Genomic DNA, 21,774 nt, shown 5'->3' on the forward strand with positions numbered 1-21,774 from the left:
GGGTGCCAACAGCGGTTGGCCAACACTTGTTGACCACCTTGTCTCCAAGGTAGCCCGCCCTTCCAGGAGCGGTCAACACTTGTTGGCCCACAGTCGTGGGCATACTCTCGTGCACGTGATTGACGGCAAGCACCCCGCCCCGCGCCCCCGCCGCTCCGACGCGACCCGGACCGCGATCCTCGACGCCGCCCGCGAGCGTTTCGCGGCGGACGGCTACGAGCGCGCCACCATCCGCGCCATCGCCAAGGACGCCGGCATCGACCCGTCCATGGTGATGCGGTACTACGGCAACAAGGAGGGGCTGTTCGCCGCCGCCGTCGCCATCGATCTGCGGCTGCCGGACCTGACCACCGTCCCGCACACGGACATCGGCCGGACGATGGTGGCGCACCTGCTCGCCGTCTGGGAGGAGAACGAGGTTCTGACCGCGGTGCTGCGCGTCGGCGCGACCAACCAGGCCGGGGCCGAACGCATGCGGCTCATCTTCCAGGACCAGCTCGTCCCCGCCGTCCGGGCCGTGACCGCCGACCCGGACGGGGCCCCCGCCCGGGCCGCCCTGGTCGCCTCCCAGCTCCTGGGCTTCGCCCTGACCCGCTACGTGCTGCGCTTCCCCGCGACCGTGGCCCTCTCCCGCACGGAGGTCATCGACTGGCTGGCCCCCACGGTGCAGCGCTACGTGACCGAGGCCCTGCCCTGACGCCGCCCCGGGAAGGCCGGCCACCGCCCGCACGGCAGGTGCGGGCGGCCCACGAGCGGAACCTTCCATTCCGGCGCCGGTCCACCCGCGGGAGGCGATGATGGGGAGCCGCGCCGGGTGACGGCCACGGCCCCCGGGCCGGGGCCGGACGCCGGCCCGGGGCGAGCCCCGGCGACGGCGGAGACGGCCGCACGGCGGCGACCGAGCAGTTCCGCAGACCCGCAAGGAGGAAGCAGTGAACGCACAGCGCCCCCGGAAGGACGGGGAGGATCCGGCCTCCGGCGCCGGGCCGGCCGGCGGGACACCCGCCGCGCCCTTCGACCCGCGCGCACTTCTCGCGGAGGCGAGGCTGGGCGTGCTGGCCACCATCAAGGCGGACGGCCGGCCCCAGCTCTCCCCCGTCATGCCCTTCTACGACCGGGATACCGACACCCTTCATGTGTCGATGACCGAAGGGCGGGCCAAGACCGCCAATCTGCGCCGGGACCCCCGGGCCTCGCTGGAGGTCACCGGCCCCGACGGGCGGGAGTGGGCCACCGCCGAGGGCACGGCGGAACTCGTGGGGCCGGGCACCGATCCGCACGGAGCGGAGGTCGACGCTCTGGTGGAGTACTACCGGCGTGCCGCCGGGGAGCACCCGGACTGGGACGAGTACCGGGCGACGATGGTCACCGACCGCAGGGTGCTGATGACGATGAAGGTCGACCACGTGTACGGAGCCAGGCTCGGCTGACGGCACGTCACCCGTCCGGCCCGGCCCGACGCCTCCGCGCGGGCCGGGCCGGATCGCCGGGGCGTCGGGTGATTGACACTTCGTCTCATTCCGGGGTGTGCGGCCACCAGCCCGCGAGGATCTCCTCCCATTCCCCGCAGTCGTCCGGGTCGCCGCGCCACACACCGAGGGGCCGGTGGTCCGTGACGACGTCCCGCAGCCACAGCGTCGCGTCCGGCACCCATCCCGCCAGCATGGTGTGACCGTCCCCGACGGGCTGGGCCAGCCCGCAGGTCGCGAGGAAGCCGCCGACCGTGACGTGCACCCCGTCGTAGTGCCCGGCGACCGCCGCCCAGTCGGGCAGGTACCAGGGGCCGTCCACGTCGCCCCAGTCCCGCCACTCCCCGTCGTGACTGCTCGTCACCTCGCAGGGGAAGCGGGAGACGAGCCGCTGCCAGTCGCGGGGGCCGCGGATCTCGGCCACCCGCGCCCCGGCGTCCAGGGTGAGACGGGCGACAGAAGCGGCCGACTCGCCGAAGGGGAAGAACGTGTCGATGAAGTGGCCGAGTTCGAGGGCGGGGAGTCCGCCGCGCGGGCCGGTGGTCCATGTGCCGGGTGCGAAGTCCGGTGCCGACCACCAGGTGGCCCCGAGGTTGCGCTCGCCTGGGCGGGGTGCCCCGCGGCGGCGGCGCTTGCCCTTCGTTCGCCCGGCGTCCCGCTCGTTCCGGGCGTGCCGCCGCGCCATCTCGCTGCGCATGGCCGCCTCCACACCAAAGAGCCCCCTTCCGGCGTGCTGCTCGCCGTGCCAGCCCTCCCACACGAGCTGCCGCTGGTCCGTCAGCTCGACGGGGTCCCACCACCAGGCCGTCGCCGGTGCCGCGGCCAGCGCCTCGGCGACCGGCCGCAGTTCCCCGGCGGCCGACGCGGTCAGCCGCCACAGTGCGACATCGCCGCCCCCGAAGCCGAACGACTCGGTGACGCCGGAGAGTCGCTCCATCATCGCGGCCTCGGACAGCTCCCCCAGCGAGCGCCACTCCCCCTTGGCGACGGTCTCCCGCAGGACGGCGCGCACCTCCCCGGCGTGCACGTCGCGCCAGTCCCTGCGCTTGCGGCGCCGTAGCGTGCGGGTCCGGGTGCCGCCTTCGGGGGTCTCCTCCACGGCGAACTTCAGCGTCCCCGGCACGTCCCCCAGGCCGAGCGCCGCGAACAAGGTGTCCTCCAGGCAGTCGTCGGCGAACGTCCCGAGGAACTGCCGTCCCAGCGGCGCCCCCAGCAGCAGTTCGGCGCGCTCGGCGAGATCCGGTTCCGGCATCGTCCCGTTCGTTTCGTCCACGGCCTCACCCTATGGAGTGAAAAGGTGGCGCCGCGACGGAAATTCCCCGGTGCCGTTCCCGTCCCCGGTGCCGTTCCCGTCCCCGGGGCATGTGCCGGGGACGGGGAACGGCAGCGGGCCCGGCCCTCCGTCAGGCGTCCGGGCGGGAACGGCGACGGGCGGGGGCCTGGTTCGTGTCGCCTACGCCCCGGGCCCCGTAGTAGTGGCCCAGGGCGGCCTCGGCGCCGGAGCCCTGCGCGGTGACGATGCGCTGGTAGCGGGCGGAGCGGAGGTCTCCCGCGACGAGGATGCGCGGATGCTGGGCGGCGGGGTCGCAGTAGCCGTCGGGGCCGGGCACCAGATCGCCGCCGAGCAGGGCGGGACGGGAGCCGAGGTTGCCGAGCAGTGTGGCGGTGCGCAGCGCACGGGCGGCGCCGTGCGCGGGGACGGCCGTGACGTGGAAGAGGCCGTCGTCCTCCTCGGTGACGGTCGCACTCCGAACCTCGGTGAGCCGGACCCTGCTGTCGCCGGCCACCTCTTCCGTCTTGTGGGCGTCGGCGGCGGAGTGCAGTACGTCGAGGCGTACGGCGGCGTCCGGGTGGGCGCGCAGCCAGGTTCCGAGGGGGCGGTCGGCGCCCAGCACCACGGCGGGCGCCGCCCCGGACGCGATCCGCTCGGGCACGCTCCGCCACAGCGGAGGGAGCCGCAGTCCTCGCGGCGCGTCGAGCCACGGCACGTCGCCGGGGTCGGGTGCGGTGACGCCCGTCGCCACGAGCACGGCGTCCGCGGCCAGGACGCGGCCGTCCGCCAGTTCCGTCTCCGTCCCCTCCTCGCACGCCCGCACCCGCAAAGCGCGCCCGGACACCAGGGTGCACCGGCCGGCGGCGCGGAGCCGGCCGATGTCCGCGGCCAGCGCCCGGGCGAGGGCGGCGCCGTCGGACCAGCCTCCGGGCACGTTGTCCAGCGCCCCGATCTCCGCGACCTTGCCGGCCACCCGCCCGGCCTCGACCAGCGTCGTCCGCAACCCGAGACCGGCCGCCATCAGTACGGCCGCGACACCCGCCGGCCCCCCGCCGACGACGGCCAGCTCCGCCCGCATCCGCGACTCCTCCACCGTCTGTACGCCTCCCGGGAACGTCCGTCCGGCACCGGACCGGTGCGCCGGACCGGGTACCGGCCACCCTGTCACGAGCACGCCGGGCAGCGTGCGGGGGAACGCGGCCGGACGGCGCCGGGTCAGAATGAGGTGTGATGGAGGACGACCCGTATCTGTGGCTGGAAGAGATCGAGGGCGAGAACGCCCTGGCCTGGGTGGAGGAGCGCAACGCGGAGACCGTCGCGGAACTGACCGCCGACCCCGGGTTCGCGGCGCTGCGACGGGAGGTGCGGGAGGTGCTGGACGACACCGCCCGCATCCCGTACGTGACGCGGCGCGGCCCGCATCTGTACAACTTCTGGCGTGACGCGACCCATGTGCGCGGCGTGTGGCGGCGCACCACGCTGGACGAGTACCGCCGCGCCGAGCCGCGCTGGGACACCGTGGTGGACGTGGACGCGCTGGCCCGTCAGGAGGACGTGCCCTGGGTGTGGGCGGGCGCCTCGGTGCTGCGGCCCGGGTGGCGGCGCGCCCTGGTGAAACTGTCCCGGGACGGCGCGGACGCCACCGTGGTCCGCGAGTTCGACATGGAGACCCGCACGTTCGTGCCCGGCGGTTTCCGGCTCCCGGAGGCGAAGACGTCCGTGAGCTGGATCGACGAGGACCACATCCTGGTCGGCACCGACACCGGGCCCGGCTCGCTGACCGCCTCCGGCTACCCCCGCACCGTCCGGTGCTGGCGGCGCGGCACACCGCTGGAGGCGGCACCGGTCGTCTTCGAGGGGCGGCACGAGGACGTGTCCGTCGCCGCCTGGCACGATCCGTCGCCCGGCTTCGAGCGCCGGCTCGCGGTCCGGCACCGGGACTTCTGGCACAGCGAGCGTTTCGTGCTGTACGAGGACGCGGACCCGGTGCGGATCGAGGTGCCCGACGACGCCGTGGCCACGGTGCACCGTGAGTGGCTGCTGGTCAGCCTGCGCTCGCCGTGGCTCGGCCGGCCCGCGGGCGCGCTGCTGGCCTTCGGCTTCGACGCCTTCCTCCGGGGCGGGCGGGAGCACGAGGTGCTGTTCGTCCCGGACGAGCGCACGGTGCTGGAGGGGTACGCCACCACGCGCGGCCACCTCGTCCTGGAGACCCTCACCGATGTCTCCTCCCGCCTGCACGTGCTCACTCCGCACGAGGGCGGCAGCTGGTCCCGCAGCCCGCTGGGCGAGGTGCCCGAACTGTCCACGGCGGCGGTACGGGCGACCGCCTGGGAGGGGGAGGAGGGCGAGACGGCCGAGGAGGTGCTGTTCTCGGTCAGCGGCTTCCTCCAGCCGGCCACCCTGTGCCGGACCGTGGCGGGCGTCGAGGGCGTGGAGACGCTCAAGCACGCACCGGCCCTCTTCTCGGCGGAGGGACTGGGCGTGCGGCAGCACTTCGCGGTGTCCTCGGACGGCACCCGGGTCCCCTACTTCGTGGTCGGCCCCGAGCGGCAGGACGGGCCGGCGCCCACGCTGCTGTACGGCTACGGCGGTTTCGAGGTGTCGCTGACCCCGTCGCACTCCTCGGTCACCGGCCGGGCCTGGCTGGAGCGCGGCGGCACCTACGTGGTGGCGAACATCCGGGGCGGCGGCGAGTACGGGCCCGACTGGCACCGGGCGGCGCTGGGAGCGCACCGGGACCTGGCCTTCGACGATTTCGCGGCCGTGGCCAAGGATCTGGTGGCGCGCGGCATCACCACCGCCGGCCGGCTCGGCATCATGGGCGGCAGCAACGGCGGCCTGCTCATGGGGGTCATGCTCACCCGGTACCCGGAGCTGTTCGGTGCCGTCGTCGCGGAGGTGCCGCTGCTGGACATGCTGCGGTACCACCGGCTGCTGGCGGGCGCCTCATGGACGGCAGAGTACGGGGACCCGGACGATCCCGGGGCGCGCGAGCATCTGCTGCGCTGGTCCCCGTACCACAATCTGGACCCCGCACGGGGGTGCCCGCCGGTGCTGCTGACGACCTCCACCCGGGATGACCGGGTGCATCCGGGCCACGCCCGGAAGATGGCCGCGCTGCTGCGCGAGAAGGGGCTGCCGGTGCGGTACTTCGAGAACACCGGCGGGGGTCACTCGGGGGCCTCCGACCACGAACAGGCGTCGTTCGTCGAGGCGGTGGTCCACACCTTCCTGTGGCGGACGTTGACGGCCGAGGGCCGGGTGCCGGAGAAGGTGCGGGCAGCCGACCGGACCCCTTCCTCCGAAGGATCTGGCCGGCGGCTCGGACGTGCCGTCGGCTGATGCCCGGTGGGCAGCCATCGGCCTTCTGCTGCCGGGCCGGCCCCCTCGGCGGGGTGGGCGGTGGACGGCCGGCGCCGGTCCCCCGCGGGAGCGCGTCGTGGACGGTGCGTCGTGGACGGTGCGTCGTGGACGGTGCGTCGTGGACGGTGCGTCGTGGCGAGCGGGCCGGTGCCCCGCTCGCCACGGTGTCACCGGCTCCGGGGCGGAAGGACGTTCTCCTTGAACCGGCCCGAGAAGTTGCCGGGCGGCGTGTAGTTGCACACGATGTACGTCTCGTACCACTGCGGTCCTCTGCCCGCGGCGCGTGCGCAGCCGATCCTGGTGGTGGACTTCCACACCACCTGGGTGAAGAAGCCGGTCTCGCCGCTGAAGCCGGGCTTGGCGTAGTCGTATGTGCGGCCCCCGTCGTACCACCGGGTCACCGCGTCCTTGCAGGAGGCCATCCGCCCGGCCACCGAACTGCCCGACCAGTGAAGGTTCTCCCCGTGGCCGGGCTCCAGCCCCCGGTGGCCCTCGTTCAGCCCTTCGAACCGGGTGATCTCGTCGGCCCGCGAGGCCGCGTAGGCGACCAGCTGAGGATCGACGGTCAGCGGCGGGACGCCGTGCCGGGCCCGGTAGGCGTTGTGCGTCTTGAGACAGTCCTGCTGGAAGGCTTGGTCGGTGCGCTGCGGCAGCGGGTCGCGCGCCCATGCGGGCCCGGCCGGGCCCACCACGGTCGTCAGCGCCGCGAAGGCACTCGCCGCGGACATCACCGCGGCGGTGCGCCGGAGTCGGGGCATGTCGTCTCCTCGTGTCTCGGGTGAGAGCGCTCTGCCTCAGCAACGCGGGGGAGCCGAAAAGGACACTGGGGCCGCCGCGTCAGGCGGGGCGGGACGGATGCGGCCGGTTCCAGTACGGCGGCGGCGCACGGGTATTGACGCCGGTGCGGGGCGTGGCCACTCTTACTGCTCGGTAGACCCCGGGGGTGCCCAGCGCGGCGGCGCCTTCTCCCCGGCCGCGGGTCCCGGCGCGCGGCCGTGAACCCGGTGCGCCTTCCCGCCGCGCCTTGCCGGGCAGGTACCGCCCCGTCAGCCGCTCCCCCGCCGACCTTCGCCCCTCGCGCGTCCCGCCGGCCCGTCCGGTGCTCCGTTCACCAGCCTTCCCGTTCCGTCGTCACACCTGTGAGGTGGACATGTACGCATCCACGAGAGTCCGGGCCGCGCTGGCGGCCGGGGTGGCGCTGCCCACCACGGCCGCTCTCGCCCTGGCCGCCGCGCCCTCCGCCGCGGCGGCCGAGGGCGGCGCAGCGGGAACCGCCGCCGTGGCCCACTACGTGGCCCTCGGTGACTCCTACACCTCGGGGCCGGGCGTTCCCGACCAGACGGACCAGAACTGCGCACGGTCGAACCACAATTACCCGAGCCTGGCGGCGGCCCAGCTGTCGCCAGGTGCCTTCACCGACGTCAGCTGCGGGGGTGCCACGACGGAGGAGATGACCAAGCCGCAGGGCACCGCTCCCCCGCAGTTCGACGCCCTCGACAAGAACACCGATCTGGTGACCGTCGGCATCGGCGGCAACGACATCGGGTTCGCCGGCATCGTCACGCGCTGTGTCATCCTCGGCGCGCTGGTGCCCAACGGTTCTCCCTGCAAGACCAGTTACTCGCTGGGCGGCGCCGACCAGCTCGCGGCGCGCATCCAGCAGACCGCACCGAAGATCGACGCGGTGCTGCGCGGCATCCGCGACCGGGCGCCCGGCGCCCGGGTCCTCGTCGTCGGGTACCCGGCGCTGCTGCCCGAGGACGGGAGCAACTGCCCCGCTGTCGTCTCGCTGGCCAAGGGCGACACGCCGTGGCTCCGCGACACGGAGAAGCGGCTCAACTCGATGCTCGCCGAGCGGGCCGCGGCGGGCGGCGCCGAGTACGTGGACACCTACACCGGTTCCGTCGGGCACGACCTGTGCAAGCCGCAGGGCACCCGCTGGGTCGAACCGCTGCAGGCCGTGGACGGGTCGGGCTTCCACCCCAACTCCGCGGGCCACCGCGCCATGTCGCAGGCGCTGCTGGCGGCCGTACGCGACTGAGCAGCGACGGGCCGGGCCTGCCGCGCGGGCCCGGCCCGCGCCGGAAGACTGCCCAGGGTCAGGGCCAGGAAGCAGCGCAGGGCGGTGTCGCGCTCGGAGCGCCGGTTCAGTTCCCGGTGGAGAGCGGGGCGAGGTCGGGGCGCTTGGCCTCGACGTTGTCGCCGGAGGACTCGCCGCGCAGCCGCCGGCCGATCCACGGCAGCAGGTGCTGGCGGGCCCACAGCAGATCGTCCCGGCGCGAGCCTGCCGCCTGCGGTCCTGGCCACGGGTCGTCGGCGTGGTCCGGCGTCTCGATCCCCAGCACCTCGGCGCACCGCAGCGCCACCCTCCGGTGCCCTTCGGGCGAGAGGTGGAGCCGGTCCTCGTCCCACGCCCTGCGGTCCTGGACCGCGCGCAGCGACCACAGGTCGAGGACGGGGCAGCCGTGGCGGTCGGCGACGGCGCGCAGGTGCGCGTTGTAGGTGGCTATCTTGCCCCGCAGCAGGCTCAGGACGGGGAAGCTGCGGGTGTCGAAGCCCGTGCACACCACCACGGTGCCGGCTGTGGTGAGCAGTTCGGCGAGCGCCGCCTCGTAGATCCCGGCGAGCGTGTCCGGGTCGGTGCCGGGCCGCAGGATGTCGTTGCCGCCCGCGCAGAAGGTGACCAGGTCGGGGGCGAGTTCCCGGGCTCGGGGCACCTGTTCGTCCACGATCTGTTGCAGCAGGCGCCCGCGTACGGCCAGATTGGCGTAGCGGAAGCCGTCGGGGGACTGTCCGGCGAGCATCCGGGCGAGCCGGTCGGCCCAGCCGACGAACACGCCGTCGGGGCCGGGGTCCCCCACACCCTCGGTGAAGCTGTCCCCGATCGCCACGTACGACGTGGTAGGGGCTGCCGTATCCGCTGACCACTTACCTGTCACATACAGCATTTCATCAGGCGGCACCGCGCGCCGTACAGCCGGGGCTACCGAGACGTACGGCCGGGCCGCCTGGAGTCCGGGGTTCCGGTCAGGGCGCGGCCGGTGCGGCGTAGCGCAGCAGGACGCCGACCCCGTCCGCCAGGGCCAGCTCGTCGCGGGGCACCACGACCAGTTCGGCGCCCGTTCCCACGACGGCGCGGATCAGCAGCGATTCGACGGGCTCCGCACGGGCGGAGGGGGCGCCGAAGACCCACAGGTCCTCCTCGGAGGCGGCGATGTGGGTGGGCCGGGGTCCGCCCCACAGCTGCTGCGGCGCCACCCCCGGCAGGTTGACCAGCAGCGCCTCCACCTGTCCGCGCTGGAGCGCGGCGACGGCGGCGGTCATGCCCTCGCAGGCGGCCCGGTCCCTGGCGCGCTGCGCCAGGAACCGGTCGATGTGCAGCAGGTCCCGTTCGTTCAGCCTGCCGTCGAGCGAGGTGGCCAGATCGTCCTCCAGCAGTGCCCGGCCCGGTGCCGTGACGGGCGGGCCGGTGCCCTCGACGGTGATGACGCGGCTCGCGAGCTTGGACGGCAGACGGTTGACGAACACGCCCTGCGCCCAGCCGTCGCCCTCCTCGCCGCGTACGACGATCGCCTGCGCGCCGCTCTCGTCGGCCATGCGGTTGACCGTTCCGGCGAGGCGGGCGGCGCCCCGCTGCCACGCGTCGGCGGGGAACCGGTGCCAGGTGACCGGCCCGGGGGCCACCCGGCTCATCGGCCACCGTCCCGCCTGCACGCCCACGACGATCTCGTCCCCGGCCCCCGGTGCGCCCTCGATCGCCTCTGAGGCCGGGCCGCCGGGGCCGGTGTCCGCCGACGGCGCGGGCCGGCCGCCGACCCCCCGCTGCCGGGTGACGGAGACGGCCAGGTACGGCAGGTCGGGTGCGTGCTGCACCGCGAGCGGCATGGCGTCGGGCACCCGGCTGTAGCGGGCGGTGTCCCGGGCCGGCGGCTGCGGCAGTTCCTCGGCGAGCACGAGCTGCCCGTCCGCGCAGAAGAGGGCCCGGCCGTGCCGGTCGGACACCTCCCGGTCCGCGTCCAGACCGTCGGCCAGCGCCGCCAGGGTCCGCGCGTCGGCGCCCTGGGCGGTCAGCTCCTGACGGGCGTGCCGCCACCGCAGCTCGACGGCCCGGTCGGGGTCGCCGGTGTCCCGCGAGGTGTCCAGGTAGACGCTGGCGACGGCCCCCTCGGTGGCGTACAGGGGGTCGAGAAAGGGCAGCCTCACCGTTCCTCCTCGTCCGTACGCGGAGGCCCGCGGCGCACGCGCGGCCGTTCCCTCCCAGTGTGGGAGTGCCGCGCGCGGTCCGCCACCCGGACGGGTGACGGCTTCAGTCCCGGCCCGGTGCGGCTCCGGCGGCGCGGGGGCGGGGCACGACGACGGGCGCGCCGTCGGCGGGGGCGGCAAGGATGTCGGACTCCACGTCGTACAGCTCCTTGACCAGCGTCTCGTCGACGGTGTCGCGGGGCCGCCCCTGCGCCAGGACGCGGCCGTCCTTCATCGCGACGAGGGTGTCGGCGTAGCGGGCGGCGGCCGTCAGATCGTGCTGGACCATGACGACGGTACGGCCGCCCGCGGCGACCTGCCGGACGAGGGAGAGCACATCGACGGCGTGCCCCACGTCCAGGGCGCTGGTCGGCTCGTCCAGGAGGACGACCGGGGTGCGCTGGGCCAGCACCATGGCCAGCCAGCACCGCTGGCGCTGGCCGCCGGACAGTTCGTCGAGGCGTTCGGCGGCCAGCTCGCGGGTGCCGGTGGCCTCCAGCGCCTCGCGGACGGCCTCCTCGTCCTGGCGCGACCACTGGCGCAGCAGCCCCTGGTGGGGGTGGCGCCCGTAGCGGACGAGCCCGGCGACGGTGACGGCCTCGGGGGCGCGCGGCGACTGGGGCAGCAGGGCGACCCGGTGCGCGGCGCGGCGGCGGTTCAGCTCCCAGATGTCGTCGCCGGCGATCCGTACGGTGCCCGAGGCGGGACGGTGGAGGCGGGCCAGGGTGCGCAACAGGGTGGACTTCCCGCAGCCGTTGGGGCCGACGACGGCGGCCACCTGTCCGGCGGGGACGGTCAGCTCCACGTCGCGGACGACGGGCCGGCCCGGGTAACCGGCGTGCAGGGCACGGACCTGAAGGCCCGGTGTGGTGTCGGTCATGGCGGGTTCAGGCCTTTCCGGTGGTGCGGTCCGAGCGGAGCAGGACCCACAGCAGGAAGGGTCCGCCGAGGACGCTGGTGACGACGCCGACGGGGAGTTCGACGGGGGCGGCGACCCGGCCGAGCGCGTCGGCCGCCACCACGAGTGCCGCGCCGGTGAGTGCGGAGACGAGGACGGGCACGCGGGTGGGGCCGCACAGTGCCTGGGCGAGGACGGGCGCGGCGAGTGCCACGAAGGCGATGGGTCCGCCGACGCCGACGGCGAGCCCGGCGAGGGCCACGGCGAGGGCGAGCGCGGCGGCGCGTAGGCGGCGCAGGTCGGCTCCGAGCGAGGCGGCCACCTCGTCGTCGAAGCGCAGCAGTTGGAGCCGGTGCCCGGCGGCGAGGCTGAGCGGCAGCAGGAAGGCGAGGGCGATCAGGAACGGGGTGCCGGCGCTCCAGTCGCGTCCGTTGAGGCTGCCGACGGTCCACAGGAAGACACCGCCCGCGGTGTTGTCGTTCTCGCGCGACATGATCAGGTCGCTGACGGCGCCGACGACGGTGGACACGCCGATGCCGACGACCAGGACGCGGTAGCCGGCCGTGCCGGCGCCGCCCGCGCACAGGACGACGAGCACGGCGGCGGCGACGGCGCCGACGGGGCCGAGCCACCAGTGGCCGACCATGCCGGTGGCGGAACCCGCGGCGGAGGCGACGACGGCTGCGGTGGCGCCCTCGTTGACGCCGATGATGTCGGGGGTGGCCAGCCGGTTGCCGGCCAGGGTCTGGGTGAGGCAGCCGGAGACGCCGAGGGCGGCCCCCACCATCAGGCCCACGCACAGCCGGGGCAGCCGGAAGTCGCGCACGATCATCACGGTGCCCGGATCGCCGGTGCCCAGCAGTCCGGAGACGGTGTCCAGCACGCTCATGCCGGTCGAACTGGCGACGGTGGCAAGGGTGATGACGAGGGCGAGCAGGGGGAGGAGCAGCGCGGCGGCGAGTGCGCTGCGGTGCGGGAAGAGCCAGGAGAGGGTGCCGGTGCGCAGCGGGGTGCTGTCGGGCGGGGTCAGGTCCCGGTCGGGTGCGGTGGGCCGGGGGCCGGCCGTGCGGTGGTGCGGGGCGGCGGGGGTGGACCTGGGCCCGGTCATGCGGCGGCTCCGGCGGTGGACAGGCGGCGGGAGCGGGCGATCCACACGAGCAGCGGCCCGCCGACGAAGGCCAGCAGCACGCTGACCGGCGTCTCCCAGGGGCGCATGACGAGGCGGGCGAGCAGGTCGGCGGCCAGCAGCACGTCGGCGGCGACGAGTGCGGACAGCACGATCTGGGCGGTCATCCGGGCACCGGCGACGGTGCGGGCCGCGTACGGGGCGAGGAGCCCGAGGAAGGCGATGGGTCCGGCGACGGCGACCGCGCATCCGGCGAGCAGCGAGACGGCGCCGGCCACGACCAGCCGGATGCGTTCGGGGTGGTGGCCCAGCGAGCGGGCGCTGTCGTCGCCGAGGCCGAGGGCGGACAGCGGCCGGGCGCAGGCCAGCGCGACGGCCAGGCCGACCAGTACGCAGGGCAGCAGCGGCAGCAGTTGGCCGGTCTCGATCCCGGCGAGGAAGCCGATGGTCCAGTAGCGGTAGGTGTCGAACGTCGACCGGGTGCCGAGCAGGACCCACGAGGTGAGTCCGTGGAAGGTGGCGCCGAGTGCGGAGCCGACGAGGACGAGCCGCAGTGGTGAGCCCGCGGTGCGTCCGGTGGCGGCGAGCAGGAGGACGACGGCGCTGGCGGTGACACCGCCGAGCAGGGCCCAGGCCAGCAGTCCGGCGGAGGAGTCGGTGCCGAAGAAGGTGAGGCCGACGACGACGGCGAACGCGGCCCCGGAGTTGACGCCCAGCAGTCCGGTCTCGGCGAGCGGGTTGCGGGTGGCGGCCTGGAGCAGGCAGCCGGCGGTGCCCAGGCAGAGGCCGACCAGGACGGCGGCGAGGGTGCGGGGCAGCCGTACGTCGAGGACGGCGAGCCGCAGTTGGGCGTCGGCGCCCTCTCCGCGGTCGCGGCCCTGGCGCTCGCCCCGCGGCACCGGCCGGGCGGCACCCACCGGATCGACCTGCCCGGCCTCGTCCTGATCTGTCTGGCCATGCTCGCGGTCAGCTTCGGGCTCCTGGAGGGCGAGCGCTACCGGTGGGGCACCGTCGCCGGCCCGGTCACCATCCCGCTGCTGCTCGCCCTCGGCGTGGTGTTCCTGGCCGCCTTCGTCGTGCTGCAACGGGGCGTCGGACGTGCACCGCGCCGGGCGCGCCATCCGCTCGTCCCCCTGCGGCTGTTCGCCGACCGCAACTTCGCCCTCGCCAACGCCGTGATGCTCTGCTTCGGCGTCGCGATGGCCGGGCTCATGCTGCCGCTGACGCTCTACCTCCAGGCCGTGCGCGGCCTTTCGCCCGGTGAGGCGGGAGTGGTCCTGGCGGTGGCGTCGTTCGCCTCCGGGGTGGCGGCGCCCTTCGTCGACCGGATCGGCGAGCGGGTGGGCCGCAAGGCGCTGCTCGTCCTCGGTCTGGCCTGCTACGCGGCAGGGCTGACCGTGGTGGCCGGCCGGACCGGTGCCGGGGCGGGGCCGGGACAGTTCGTGCCCGCGCTGGTGGCCGCGGGCGTGGGCATCGCCTGTGTCTTCGTGCTGATGGCCAAGCTGGCGGTCGGTGACCTGGAGCCGGCGCTCACCGGTGCGGGGTCCGGCGTGTTCAACACCACCCGCCAGCTCGGCGCCGTGGTGGGCAGTGCGGCCGTCGGCGCGCTGCTGCAGAACCGGCTCGGCACCGCGCTGCCCCGCCTCGCGGCACAGCGCGCCGACGGGCTGCCGCACGAGGCACGGGACGCGCTCACCGGGCACTTCGGCCGTCTGACGGCGCTCGACGTCCACAGCGGCCGGGCGGTGACCGACGCCCTGCCGTCCGGGCTGCCGCCCGAGGTCGCCGACAAGGCCGGACAGGTGGCCGCCGAAGTGTTCCGCCAAGGGCTCACCGAGGCGCTGCGGGAGACGGCGGTGCTTCCGCTGGCCGTCTCGCTGGCCGCCGTTGTGTGCGCCTCGGCGCTGCGGCCCTCCCGGCCGGAAACAGCGGCGCCGGAATATGTCAGGTCGGGGACCGGAATACCGGTGCGGGCACAGCGGAAGCGCCGGGACTGACAAACAGCAAGTTTTTCACCGCGATATCGACGTGACAAAGTGCGCGGCTGGTCGCGGGCGGTGGAAGTTTTTCCCTACCCCGGGATTCCGGGCGCTGATAACGTCCCCACGTCACTATCCGACCGGCCCTCCACTTCTTCCGAAACGCGTGCGCGTCATCGGAGGGACCGAGTAGAACGGGGTAGGAATAATGCGCCAAATCGAGATCGCCTGGCAGTCGATCGGCGCCAAGGTACGTATCACTCTCGACGAAGGCCGTAATGCCGAACTCGTCGAGCCGCTGTGGGCAGCGCTCCCCTATCAGACCTTGCAGGGGCATGCACTCGTCGCCGGTGACTGCATTTATCACGTTCCCCCGGCGCACGACCTCCTCCACGCCGTGCCGGACCACCGCGTCGACCGCAAGATCCAGCCCAACGGCACCGTGTTCTGTTCCTCGGTGCAGCACCTCACGATCAAGTACGGGGACCTCACCGAACCGATGCCCACCTCACCGATCGGTTCCGTGGTTCCCGAGGACGTCGACGCGCTGCCGAAGATCGGCCAGATGGTCTGGGACTCCGTGCACGGGAACGGGGCTCCGATCATCGCGCAGGTGCGCCGGGTGGACGGCGAGGCCGGTCACGGGGTCCGCCGTATGCCCGCCGAGTCCGCGAGCGCCCGGGACCTGATCGAGCGGATCGCCGCGGAGACGGAGCGGGTGCTCATCGAGCCGACCGACGAACTGGTCGCCGCGCACGAGGGCCGCTTCGACCAGGGAGCGGGCACGAAGAACTCGGTGCTGACCACCCTCGTCTGCATCAACGGCGAGACCCGGCCGCTGGGCTACGTCTCCCACACCGGACTCGTCCGGGCCGCCCGTCTGACCGACGTACCGCTCAGCGCGCTGGTCGAGATGGCCAAGATCCTGCTCGTCAAGCCCACCGAGTTCCTCGGCTACTGCGGGCTGAACACGCTGTGGGACCTCACCCAGGACATGGTGGCCCTGCTCGCCGAGACCACCTCCCGTGAGGACTTCATCGCGCTGATGTCCCACATGGCCACCTACACCAACGCTCTCGGCGCGTGGAACCTGCAGCTCTTCCCGTGGGAGCTGGGGGGCGACACGTGGACCTTCCGTCCGACCATCACGAGGAGTGCGCATGCCTGACCGGAAGAACCAGACCGAGCTGCTGATCATAGGCGGCGGCGTCATCGGCGTCTCGATCGCCTACCACTGCGCGAAGGCCGGCATCGACGTCGTCCTGCTGGAGAAGGAGCAGTTCGGCACCGCGACGACGTCGCAGACCGCGCGCGCCTTCCGCACCTACTTCCCCAAGAAGGTCCACGACTCGGAACTGGCGGCGCTGAGCCTCGCCGAGTTCCGCTCGTTCGCCGAGAAGATGGACACCGACCTCGCCCTGGCGGAGCTGGGCCTGCTCACCGTGCTGACCAGCCCGGAGCAGGCGGCCGAGATCGAGGCGCTGCTGCCGGCGCACCGCGAGGTGGGCGTCAACCTGGAGCTGCTGACCGCCGACCAGGCCTGCGAGTACAACCCCTGGCTGGACCCCGACACCATCGAGGCCGCCGTCTGGTCCCCGGACAGCTACCGCCTCAAGCCGGAAGCCCTGGTCAAGGGGTACGCGGATGCCGCGGAGAAACTCGGCGCACGGCTGCTGAGCGGAACCACCGTGACCGGCCTCGACGCGCGTACCGGTGAGGTGACCACCACGCGGGGGGACTTCACCGCCGACGCCGTCGTCATCGCTGCCGGACCGTGGAGCGGCGAGGTCGCCAAGCTGACCGGCATGGAGCTGCCGGTGTGGGGCCAGTTCGCCGAACTGCTGCACACCGATCCGATCTCCGAGAGCGACACCGACACGCCCTTCACGTTCCACCCGGTCTCCGGGCTCAAGACGATGGGGATGGGCAAGTCCTTCCTCGTCGGTCTGGAGCGCATCTCCAAGCAGAAGGGCATGCGGGACATCTGGTTCAAGGCCGCCGTCGACGAGCTCCCGAAGTGGTATCCGAAGCTGGAGAACGTGGAGCTGCACAGCGCCTGGACCGGAACCCTGGACGTCACGCCCACGAAGTCGGCGCTGATCGGCCGGGGCGAGGGGGAGCACGAGCGCATCCTGTTCGCGGCCGGGTTCACCGGCCACGGGCTGGCCCACGCGCCGATCACCGGCCGCATCATCCGCGACCTGTACCGCGGTGACCGGCCCGGTGTCGACCTCAGCCCCTTCTCGGTGGCCACGAACCTGGCGGCCAAACCGGCTTGAGCCCACATCCCGCGGCGGGCAGCCGGGACACGCTGCCCGCCGCTCCCCAGCCGCGGGGCGGCGACGGCGGAGGGCGTCCGAGGCACGGCCTCCGCCGTCGGGCCGGCAACCCGCGGTGCGAACAGAGAGGTGTGAACGAGTGTCGCCGCTGAACACGCTTCCTTCGGAATGGCAAGGCCAGGCACCGACCCCGTTGAACCCGGACACCGCGTTCAACGGCTACATCTGCGCGAATGTGCTGCACGGGCTCGAACGACTGGGGGTCTTCGAGCTGTTGCGGGACGAGAAATCCCTCGACATGGACCGGTTCTGCGAAACGAACGGCCTGGATTCCGCCGTCTTCCGGGCACTGGTCGGGGCCGCGGAGTCGTTCGGCTATCTCGACGTCCGCGGAGCACAGGTCCGGGCGACGTCCGTCGGTGAGGACGTCGCCCGGTACCTGGGCTTCTTCACCTGGGGCGTCGGCGGCTACCACGACATCTTCGCGAGTGCCGCCCCCGTCGCCCGCGGCGAACGCCGCTTCGGCGTCGACCTGCACCGCGACGAGGGCATGGTCGCGCTCGGCTCGGCCCAGGCGGACACGGCGCTGATGCGCCACATCCTCGACGAGGAGATCGCCGGCATCGACTTCCGCACCCTGGTCGATCTGGGAGCCGGGGTCAGCGAGCGGGTCTCCCGGCTGGTCAAGGCGCGCCCGGGCACGCGCGGCATCGGCATCGACATCAGCCGGCCCGCCACCGAGCTGGCCCGCGACACCGTGGCCGGGTACGGACTGGCCGGCACGGTGGAGCCGGTGTGCGCGGACGTGCTGGACATCCTCTTCAACGGGCAGGAGATCGACGGCGGCGACGCGGCCGACGTCGTGATGAGCTTCATGTTCCTGCACGACCTGCTGGCCGCTCCGGAGCGCCGCGAAGAGGTCGTACCGCGCCTGCGCAAGGCCTTCCCGCGGGCGCACACCTTCCTGCTGGCCGACACCACGATCAGGCCGCGGAACGAGGAAGGTGACGGCCGGCTGCCGGTCTTCTCCAGCGGGTTCGAACTGGCGCACGCGCTGATGGGGGTCCCGCTCCACACCCGTGAGGAGTACGAGGAACTCTTCGAGCGGGGAGGGATGAAGCTGCGCCGCAGCGTGCCGTTCGGCGCCCCGCACACCTACCTGTTCGTTCTGGAGGCGTCGTGACGGTACAGGACAAGGCGGCCGGAAGCGACGCGGAGATCGTCACCGCGCTGCCCGTCCCGCTCGCGGTGGCGGGGCACCACCAGCCCGCGCCGTTCTACCTCACCGCGGACATGTTCGGCGGGCTCCCGGTACAACTGGCGGGCGGCGAACTCAGCAAGCTCGTGGGCAAGCCCGTCGCCGCGCCGCATGTGCACGAGGTGGACGAGCTCTACTTCCTCGTCTCGCCCGAGCCGGGCCAGGCCCGGATCGAGGTGCACCTCGACGGGGTCCGCCATGAACTGGTCTCGCCCGCGGTGATGCGTATCCCGGCCGGCAGCGAGCACTGCTTCCTCACCCTTGAGGCGACGGTGGGCAGTTACTGCTTCGGCATCCTGGTGGGGGACCGCCTGTGAGCTCCACGCCTCAGCCTCCGCCGCGTACACGCCACCGTGCCACTCCCCCGGCACCGGGGGCCGCGGAACGGAGAGTGGTCCGATGACCGCTCCGGTCCGCCAGGAGACGCGGAACTACAACGCCAGCGTGCCGTCGGCCGACGACCTGGTGCGGCTGCACCTCAGTGAGAGCCCCTACGGTGCCAGCCCCGCGGCGGTGGCCGCGGTGACGGGTGAACTGGAGCGCATCAACCGCTATCCGGCGCCCGGACGGGAGGGGCTGGTCCAGGCGCTCGCCCGGCACTGGGAGCTGCCCGAGGAACACATCGCGGTGGCCAACGGCAGCGACGAACTGGTGCTCGCCACCGCGCTCACCCTGGGCGACCCGGGCAGCCCCGGTCTGGTCACCGCCGGCACCTTCCCCGGCTATCTGGCGGCGCTGGAGCGGATCGGCCGGGGCGCCGTCCAGGTCCCGCTCGCCGGGTCCGGGACCGACACGGCGGCCTTCGCCGACCGTCTGCCCGGGTGCGGCATCGGTTACGTGTGCAACCCGCACAATCCGTGCGGCAGCGCGCTGACGCACGACGAACTGCACCGCCTGGTGGCGGCGGCCCGGGACAGCGGTACGCCGCTCGTCTTCGACGAGGCGTACCACGAGTTCGGGCCCCCCGCCCAGCCGCAGGCGCGGACGCATCTGCGCGAGGACACCCCGGTGCTCGCACTGCGCACCTTCTCCAAGGCGTACGGGCTGGCCGCCCTGCGGATCGGCTACGCGCTGGGGCCCGCCGACCTCATCGCCGAGGTGCGCCGGACCCTGACCGTGCTGCCCTTCAGCGTCAACCGGGCCGCACAGGCGGCGGCACTGGCGGCGCTCGACGACCAGGAGTTCCTCGGCAGCGTCCGGCGGGACAGCGCGGCGCGGCGGCAGTGGTTCTGCGCCGAACTGGAGCGGCGTGGCTACCGCTACCTGCCCTCGGTCACAAATTTCGTGGCCGTCGAGGTCGCCGCCTCGGCCGAGGCGCAGGACGTGCTGGCCCGCGACCACGGCATTCTCGTGCGCGACACGGGCATGTTCGGCTTCCCTGGTCACCTGCGCGTCTCCCTCGGCTCCGTGGAGGAGTTGCGCGGCTTCCTGGACGCGCTGGACCGGGTCACCGCCGGCTCGCGCTAGCCGCACCACGCATCGACGACTTTCTGGAGGAACAACCGTGGTCAAGCCGATTCCGGACGGCTACGCGGAACTGACGGCCTATCTGTCGGTCGCGGACACCGACGAGGCGATCGCCTTCTACTCCCGGGCGTTCGGCGCGAAGGAACTGTCGCGGTACACCGCGCCCGACGGCACGGTCCCGCACGCGCAGATCCAGATCGGGAACACGATCGTGATGCTGTCCGACGAGTCCCCCGCGACCGGGCTGCCCGGCCCCAAGGTCCTGGGGGGCACGCCCGTCACCCTGTATCTGTTCGTGGAGGACGTCGACGCCACCTTCGCCCGGGCCACGCAGGCCGGCGCGGAGGAGAAGCGGCCCGTCCAGGTGCACTTCTTCGGTGACCGTACCGGGCAGGTCATCGACCCGTTCGGACACCGCTGGACGATCGCGAGCCGAGTCGAGGAGGTGAGCCCGGCCGAGTTCCGACGCCGCGCCGACGCGTATCTCCGAGGGAAGAGCTGAGACCTGCCGGACACCGCGCGCTGCTGGGTACAGCAGGCGGCTGCGGCAGCACGCGACCACGGAGCCGGCCTGCCGGGCTGACAACGCCCCGCAGGCCGGCTCGTGCGTCTGCGGCCAGGAGGCCGCCCCGAGCAGGCCGCCCCGAGCCACCTCCGATCAGCCTGCTCGGCCCCGGCCCCGGGGGAGGCTCAGGTGGTGGCCAACAGCAGTTCTTCGATGGTGGACGGCCGGAGCCCGTCGGTCCTGTCCGCGAAGTAGCGCGCGGCGAGATCACCGGCGGAGATGTGTTCCGCGTGCCGGAACCCCGCTTCCTTGGCCAGCGCGAGGATCTCGTCGGGCCCGAAGAAGCTGCGGAAGGGAGTGCCGTCGGCGCGGGCGGCGCGTTCCACCCCTTCCCGGGCGGGCCGCTCCTGAGCATCCACGAGTTCGACCGGCTGCATGAAGGTCATCGCCAGGGTGGAGCCCTCGGCGAGGGCCGCGGCCTGGCGGAGCGTCTGGGCCACCGCGTCCTCGGTGAGGTACATGGTGACGCCGGAGCAGGCCAGCACGGCAGGCCGGGCCGGGTCGAAGCCGGCTTCCGTCAGACGCGTCCACCACGACTCCTCCTGTTCGAAGTCCACCGGCACCAGCCGCAGCGAAGAGGGGATGCCGTAGCCCAGCTCGCTCAGGCGCCGCCGCTTCCACTCCTGCGTCTCCGGCTGGTCGACCTCGAAGACCCGCACGGCACCGGCGCCCTCCGGCCGCCGCTGCGCGAAGGTGTCGAGGCCGGCGCCGAGTATGACGTACTGGTCGACGCCGCGGCTCGCCTGCTCGACGACAAGGTCCTCGGTGAAGCGGGCGCGGGCGACGATGGACGCCCGCGCCCGGGCACTGGTGGCGGGGTCCATGTCCGGCCGGGAGCGCCAGTCGGCGTCCGGCGCCGCCAGCCGCGCACCGAGTTCGTCGTCGAACACGTGCGGCAGGGGGTCGGCCTGGACGTGGAGGGCCCGCCACAACGCGACCCGAATCGCTGTCTTGTCCGCCGTCGCCGTCACTGGTCGGTCCTTTCGTCAGGGCTTGATGTCCGGCGCTTCCGGTTCCGCCCGGAAGCACGTTCGTGGTCACGCGGGCGGATCAGCCGTTTCGCCCGCTTCGGCGCCGGACGGAGCGTGGAGGTACTCCGACTCCAGCACCAGGTCCTTGACCAAGGTCTGGTACTCGACGTGGGCGTGGTGTTCGCGGGTGCGCCACTCGGTGCCCTCGCGCTCGCGCAGATAGGCGCGGTAGCGCGGGGCACCCGGCACCTTCATGTTGTCGGCCAGCACGACCGAGCCCGGGTGCAGCCAGCGCCGGTCGAGGATGCGCCGCAGATCCGGCAGGTAGGCGTCCCGCACGTGGTCGACGAAGACGAAGTCGAGCCGTCCCGGACCGAAGCCGTGCCGGGTGGTGAGCCGTTCGATCGTGCGGCCGTCGTCACCCAGCGTGCCGTGCAGCACGGTGACCCGCTCCCCCAGCCCGGCGTGGTCCCAGATGCGGCGGGCCACCGCCGCGTTGGCGGCACTGAACTCGACCGAGCACAGCCGGGCGTCCGGCGGCATGACCCGCGCCATGCGCAGCGCGCTGTATCCGCAGTACGTGCCCAGTTCGAGCAGGAGCCGGGGCCGCACGCGCCGCACCGCCGCGTCGAGCAGCAGCCCCTTCTCGTCACCGATGTTGATCAGCGTGGCCTGCTGATAGGCGTAGGTGTCGATCGCCCGGATCACATCGTCGATGTCTCCGGGCCTGGCGTGGGCGGTGACATGGTCGGCGAGTGCCTCCTCGCGTCCGTCACCGACCTGGCCCGTCCGGGTCAGGTTCCCCATCCGCATCAGCATGCGCAGCCGCTTGGCCATCACCGGTCTCCGATCCGGGTCTGCTCACAGGGAATACCGTTCCGCCG

The 21,774-nt window shown here is 73.3% G+C and carries 21 protein-coding genes; 11 read left to right on the forward strand and 10 right to left on the reverse strand.

Annotated features, from left to right (window positions below; all coding sequences use genetic code 11):
- Positions 1–118: 118 nt before the first annotated feature.
- Together IO40_RS0107705 and IO40_RS0107710 are read left to right on the forward strand one after the other, a co-directional pair.
- Positions 119–697, forward strand: a complete 579-nt coding sequence (locus IO40_RS0107705; RefSeq protein ID WP_106967410.1) for a TetR/AcrR family transcriptional regulator — start codon at positions 119–121, stop codon at positions 695–697.
- Positions 698–932: 235 nt separating this feature from the next.
- Complete coding sequence (locus IO40_RS0107710) at positions 933–1,430, forward strand: PPOX class F420-dependent oxidoreductase (protein WP_030407117.1); 498 nt, start codon at positions 933–935, stop codon at positions 1,428–1,430.
- Positions 1,431–1,515: 85 nt separating this feature from the next.
- Here IO40_RS0107710 and IO40_RS0107715 read toward each other — a convergent pair whose 3' ends face one another.
- Positions 1,516–2,742, reverse strand: coding sequence for a hypothetical protein (locus IO40_RS0107715; RefSeq protein ID WP_137017082.1), 1,227 nt, complete (start codon positions 2,740–2,742; stop codon positions 1,516–1,518).
- A 130-nt stretch (positions 2,743–2,872) separates the two neighbouring features.
- Entirely contained in the window at positions 2,873–3,820 is a 948-nt protein-coding gene (locus IO40_RS0107720) for an FAD-dependent oxidoreductase (protein ID WP_031175122.1), read from the reverse strand.
- A 152-nt stretch (positions 3,821–3,972) separates the two neighbouring features.
- Between IO40_RS0107720 and IO40_RS0107725 the strand changes: the two genes are divergently transcribed.
- Positions 3,973–6,084, forward strand: a complete 2,112-nt coding sequence (locus IO40_RS0107725) for a prolyl oligopeptidase family serine peptidase (protein WP_033228795.1) — start codon at positions 3,973–3,975, stop codon at positions 6,082–6,084.
- Between the two features lie 188 nt (positions 6,085–6,272).
- Here IO40_RS0107725 and IO40_RS0107730 read toward each other — a convergent pair whose 3' ends face one another.
- Entirely contained in the window at positions 6,273–6,863 is a 591-nt protein-coding gene (locus IO40_RS0107730; protein WP_051698390.1) for a CAP family protein, read from the reverse strand.
- 392 nt (positions 6,864–7,255) lie between these two features.
- On the opposite strand from IO40_RS0107730, the gene IO40_RS0107735 reads away from it, so the two are divergent.
- On the forward strand, positions 7,256–8,146 hold the full coding sequence (locus IO40_RS0107735) for an SGNH/GDSL hydrolase family protein (RefSeq protein WP_031175124.1): 891 nt from the start codon (positions 7,256–7,258) through the stop codon (positions 8,144–8,146).
- A gap of 106 nt (positions 8,147–8,252) precedes the next feature.
- Here the strand turns inward: IO40_RS0107735 and IO40_RS0107740 are convergent, their stop codons facing one another.
- The 5 genes from IO40_RS0107740 to IO40_RS0107760 all read right to left on the reverse strand — a co-directional run bounded on the left by IO40_RS0107740 (position 8,253) and on the right by IO40_RS0107760 (position 13,270).
- A complete protein-coding gene (locus IO40_RS0107740) occupies positions 8,253–9,053 on the reverse strand; it encodes an SGNH/GDSL hydrolase family protein (RefSeq protein WP_016466973.1) in 801 nt (266 codons plus the stop codon).
- Between the two features lie 79 nt (positions 9,054–9,132).
- Positions 9,133–10,308, reverse strand: a complete 1,176-nt coding sequence (locus IO40_RS0107745; RefSeq protein ID WP_031175125.1) for a baeRF2 domain-containing protein — start codon at positions 10,306–10,308, stop codon at positions 9,133–9,135.
- A 103-nt stretch (positions 10,309–10,411) separates the two neighbouring features.
- Complete coding sequence (locus IO40_RS0107750; protein WP_016466975.1) at positions 10,412–11,227, reverse strand: ABC transporter ATP-binding protein; 816 nt, start codon at positions 11,225–11,227, stop codon at positions 10,412–10,414.
- Positions 11,228–11,234: 7 nt separating this feature from the next.
- Positions 11,235–12,353: a FecCD family ABC transporter permease gene (locus IO40_RS0107755; protein WP_016466976.1), complete on the reverse strand. Its 1,119-nt coding sequence runs from the start codon at positions 12,351–12,353 to the stop codon at positions 11,235–11,237.
- Positions 12,350–13,270, reverse strand: coding sequence for a FecCD family ABC transporter permease (locus IO40_RS0107760; protein ID WP_236707221.1), 921 nt, complete (start codon positions 13,268–13,270; stop codon positions 12,350–12,352). The genes IO40_RS0107755 and IO40_RS0107760 overlap by 4 nt, the downstream gene beginning before the upstream one ends.
- Between IO40_RS0107760 and IO40_RS0107770 the strand changes: the two genes are divergently transcribed.
- From IO40_RS0107770 to IO40_RS0107800, 7 genes are all read left to right on the forward strand, one after another.
- Positions 13,217–14,368, forward strand: a complete 1,152-nt coding sequence (locus tag IO40_RS0107770) for an MFS transporter (RefSeq protein WP_157846432.1) — start codon at positions 13,217–13,219, stop codon at positions 14,366–14,368. The genes IO40_RS0107760 and IO40_RS0107770 overlap by 54 nt on opposite strands.
- A gap of 190 nt (positions 14,369–14,558) precedes the next feature.
- On the forward strand, positions 14,559–15,518 hold the full coding sequence (locus IO40_RS0107775; protein WP_031175129.1) for a cucumopine synthase-related protein: 960 nt from the start codon (positions 14,559–14,561) through the stop codon (positions 15,516–15,518).
- Positions 15,511–16,629 (forward strand): NAD(P)/FAD-dependent oxidoreductase, encoded by a 1,119-nt coding sequence (locus IO40_RS0107780; RefSeq protein ID WP_031029229.1) that lies wholly within the window; start codon positions 15,511–15,513, stop codon positions 16,627–16,629. Before IO40_RS0107775 ends, IO40_RS0107780 begins: the two co-directional genes overlap by 8 nt.
- A 193-nt stretch (positions 16,630–16,822) precedes the next feature.
- Positions 16,823–17,812, forward strand: a complete 990-nt coding sequence (locus tag IO40_RS0107785) for an SAM-dependent methyltransferase (RefSeq protein WP_225843356.1) — start codon at positions 16,823–16,825, stop codon at positions 17,810–17,812.
- The gene (locus IO40_RS0107790) at positions 17,809–18,204 is read left to right on the forward strand and encodes a cupin domain-containing protein (protein WP_031029232.1); all 396 of its coding nucleotides are present in this window, start codon (positions 17,809–17,811) and stop codon (positions 18,202–18,204) included. The genes IO40_RS0107785 and IO40_RS0107790 overlap by 4 nt, the downstream gene beginning before the upstream one ends.
- Before the next feature lie 82 nt (positions 18,205–18,286).
- Positions 18,287–19,354, forward strand: coding sequence for a pyridoxal phosphate-dependent aminotransferase (locus tag IO40_RS0107795; protein WP_016467102.1), 1,068 nt, complete (start codon positions 18,287–18,289; stop codon positions 19,352–19,354).
- 37 nt (positions 19,355–19,391) lie between these two features.
- On the forward strand, positions 19,392–19,856 hold the full coding sequence (locus IO40_RS0107800) for a VOC family protein (protein WP_016467103.1): 465 nt from the start codon (positions 19,392–19,394) through the stop codon (positions 19,854–19,856).
- A gap of 188 nt (positions 19,857–20,044) precedes the next feature.
- Here the strand turns inward: IO40_RS0107800 and IO40_RS0107805 are convergent, their stop codons facing one another.
- Both IO40_RS0107805 and IO40_RS0107810 read right to left on the reverse strand, forming a co-directional pair.
- A complete protein-coding gene (locus IO40_RS0107805; protein WP_016467104.1) occupies positions 20,045–20,890 on the reverse strand; it encodes a class I SAM-dependent methyltransferase in 846 nt (281 codons plus the stop codon).
- Positions 20,891–20,956: 66 nt separating this feature from the next.
- On the reverse strand, positions 20,957–21,727 hold the full coding sequence (locus tag IO40_RS0107810; protein WP_016467105.1) for an O-methyltransferase: 771 nt from the start codon (positions 21,725–21,727) through the stop codon (positions 20,957–20,959).
- Positions 21,728–21,774 lie beyond the last annotated feature (47 nt).

The sequence above is a fragment of the Streptomyces albus subsp. albus genome (assembly GCF_000725885.1).
Classification (GTDB): Bacteria; Actinomycetota; Actinomycetes; order Streptomycetales; family Streptomycetaceae; genus Streptomyces; species Streptomyces albus.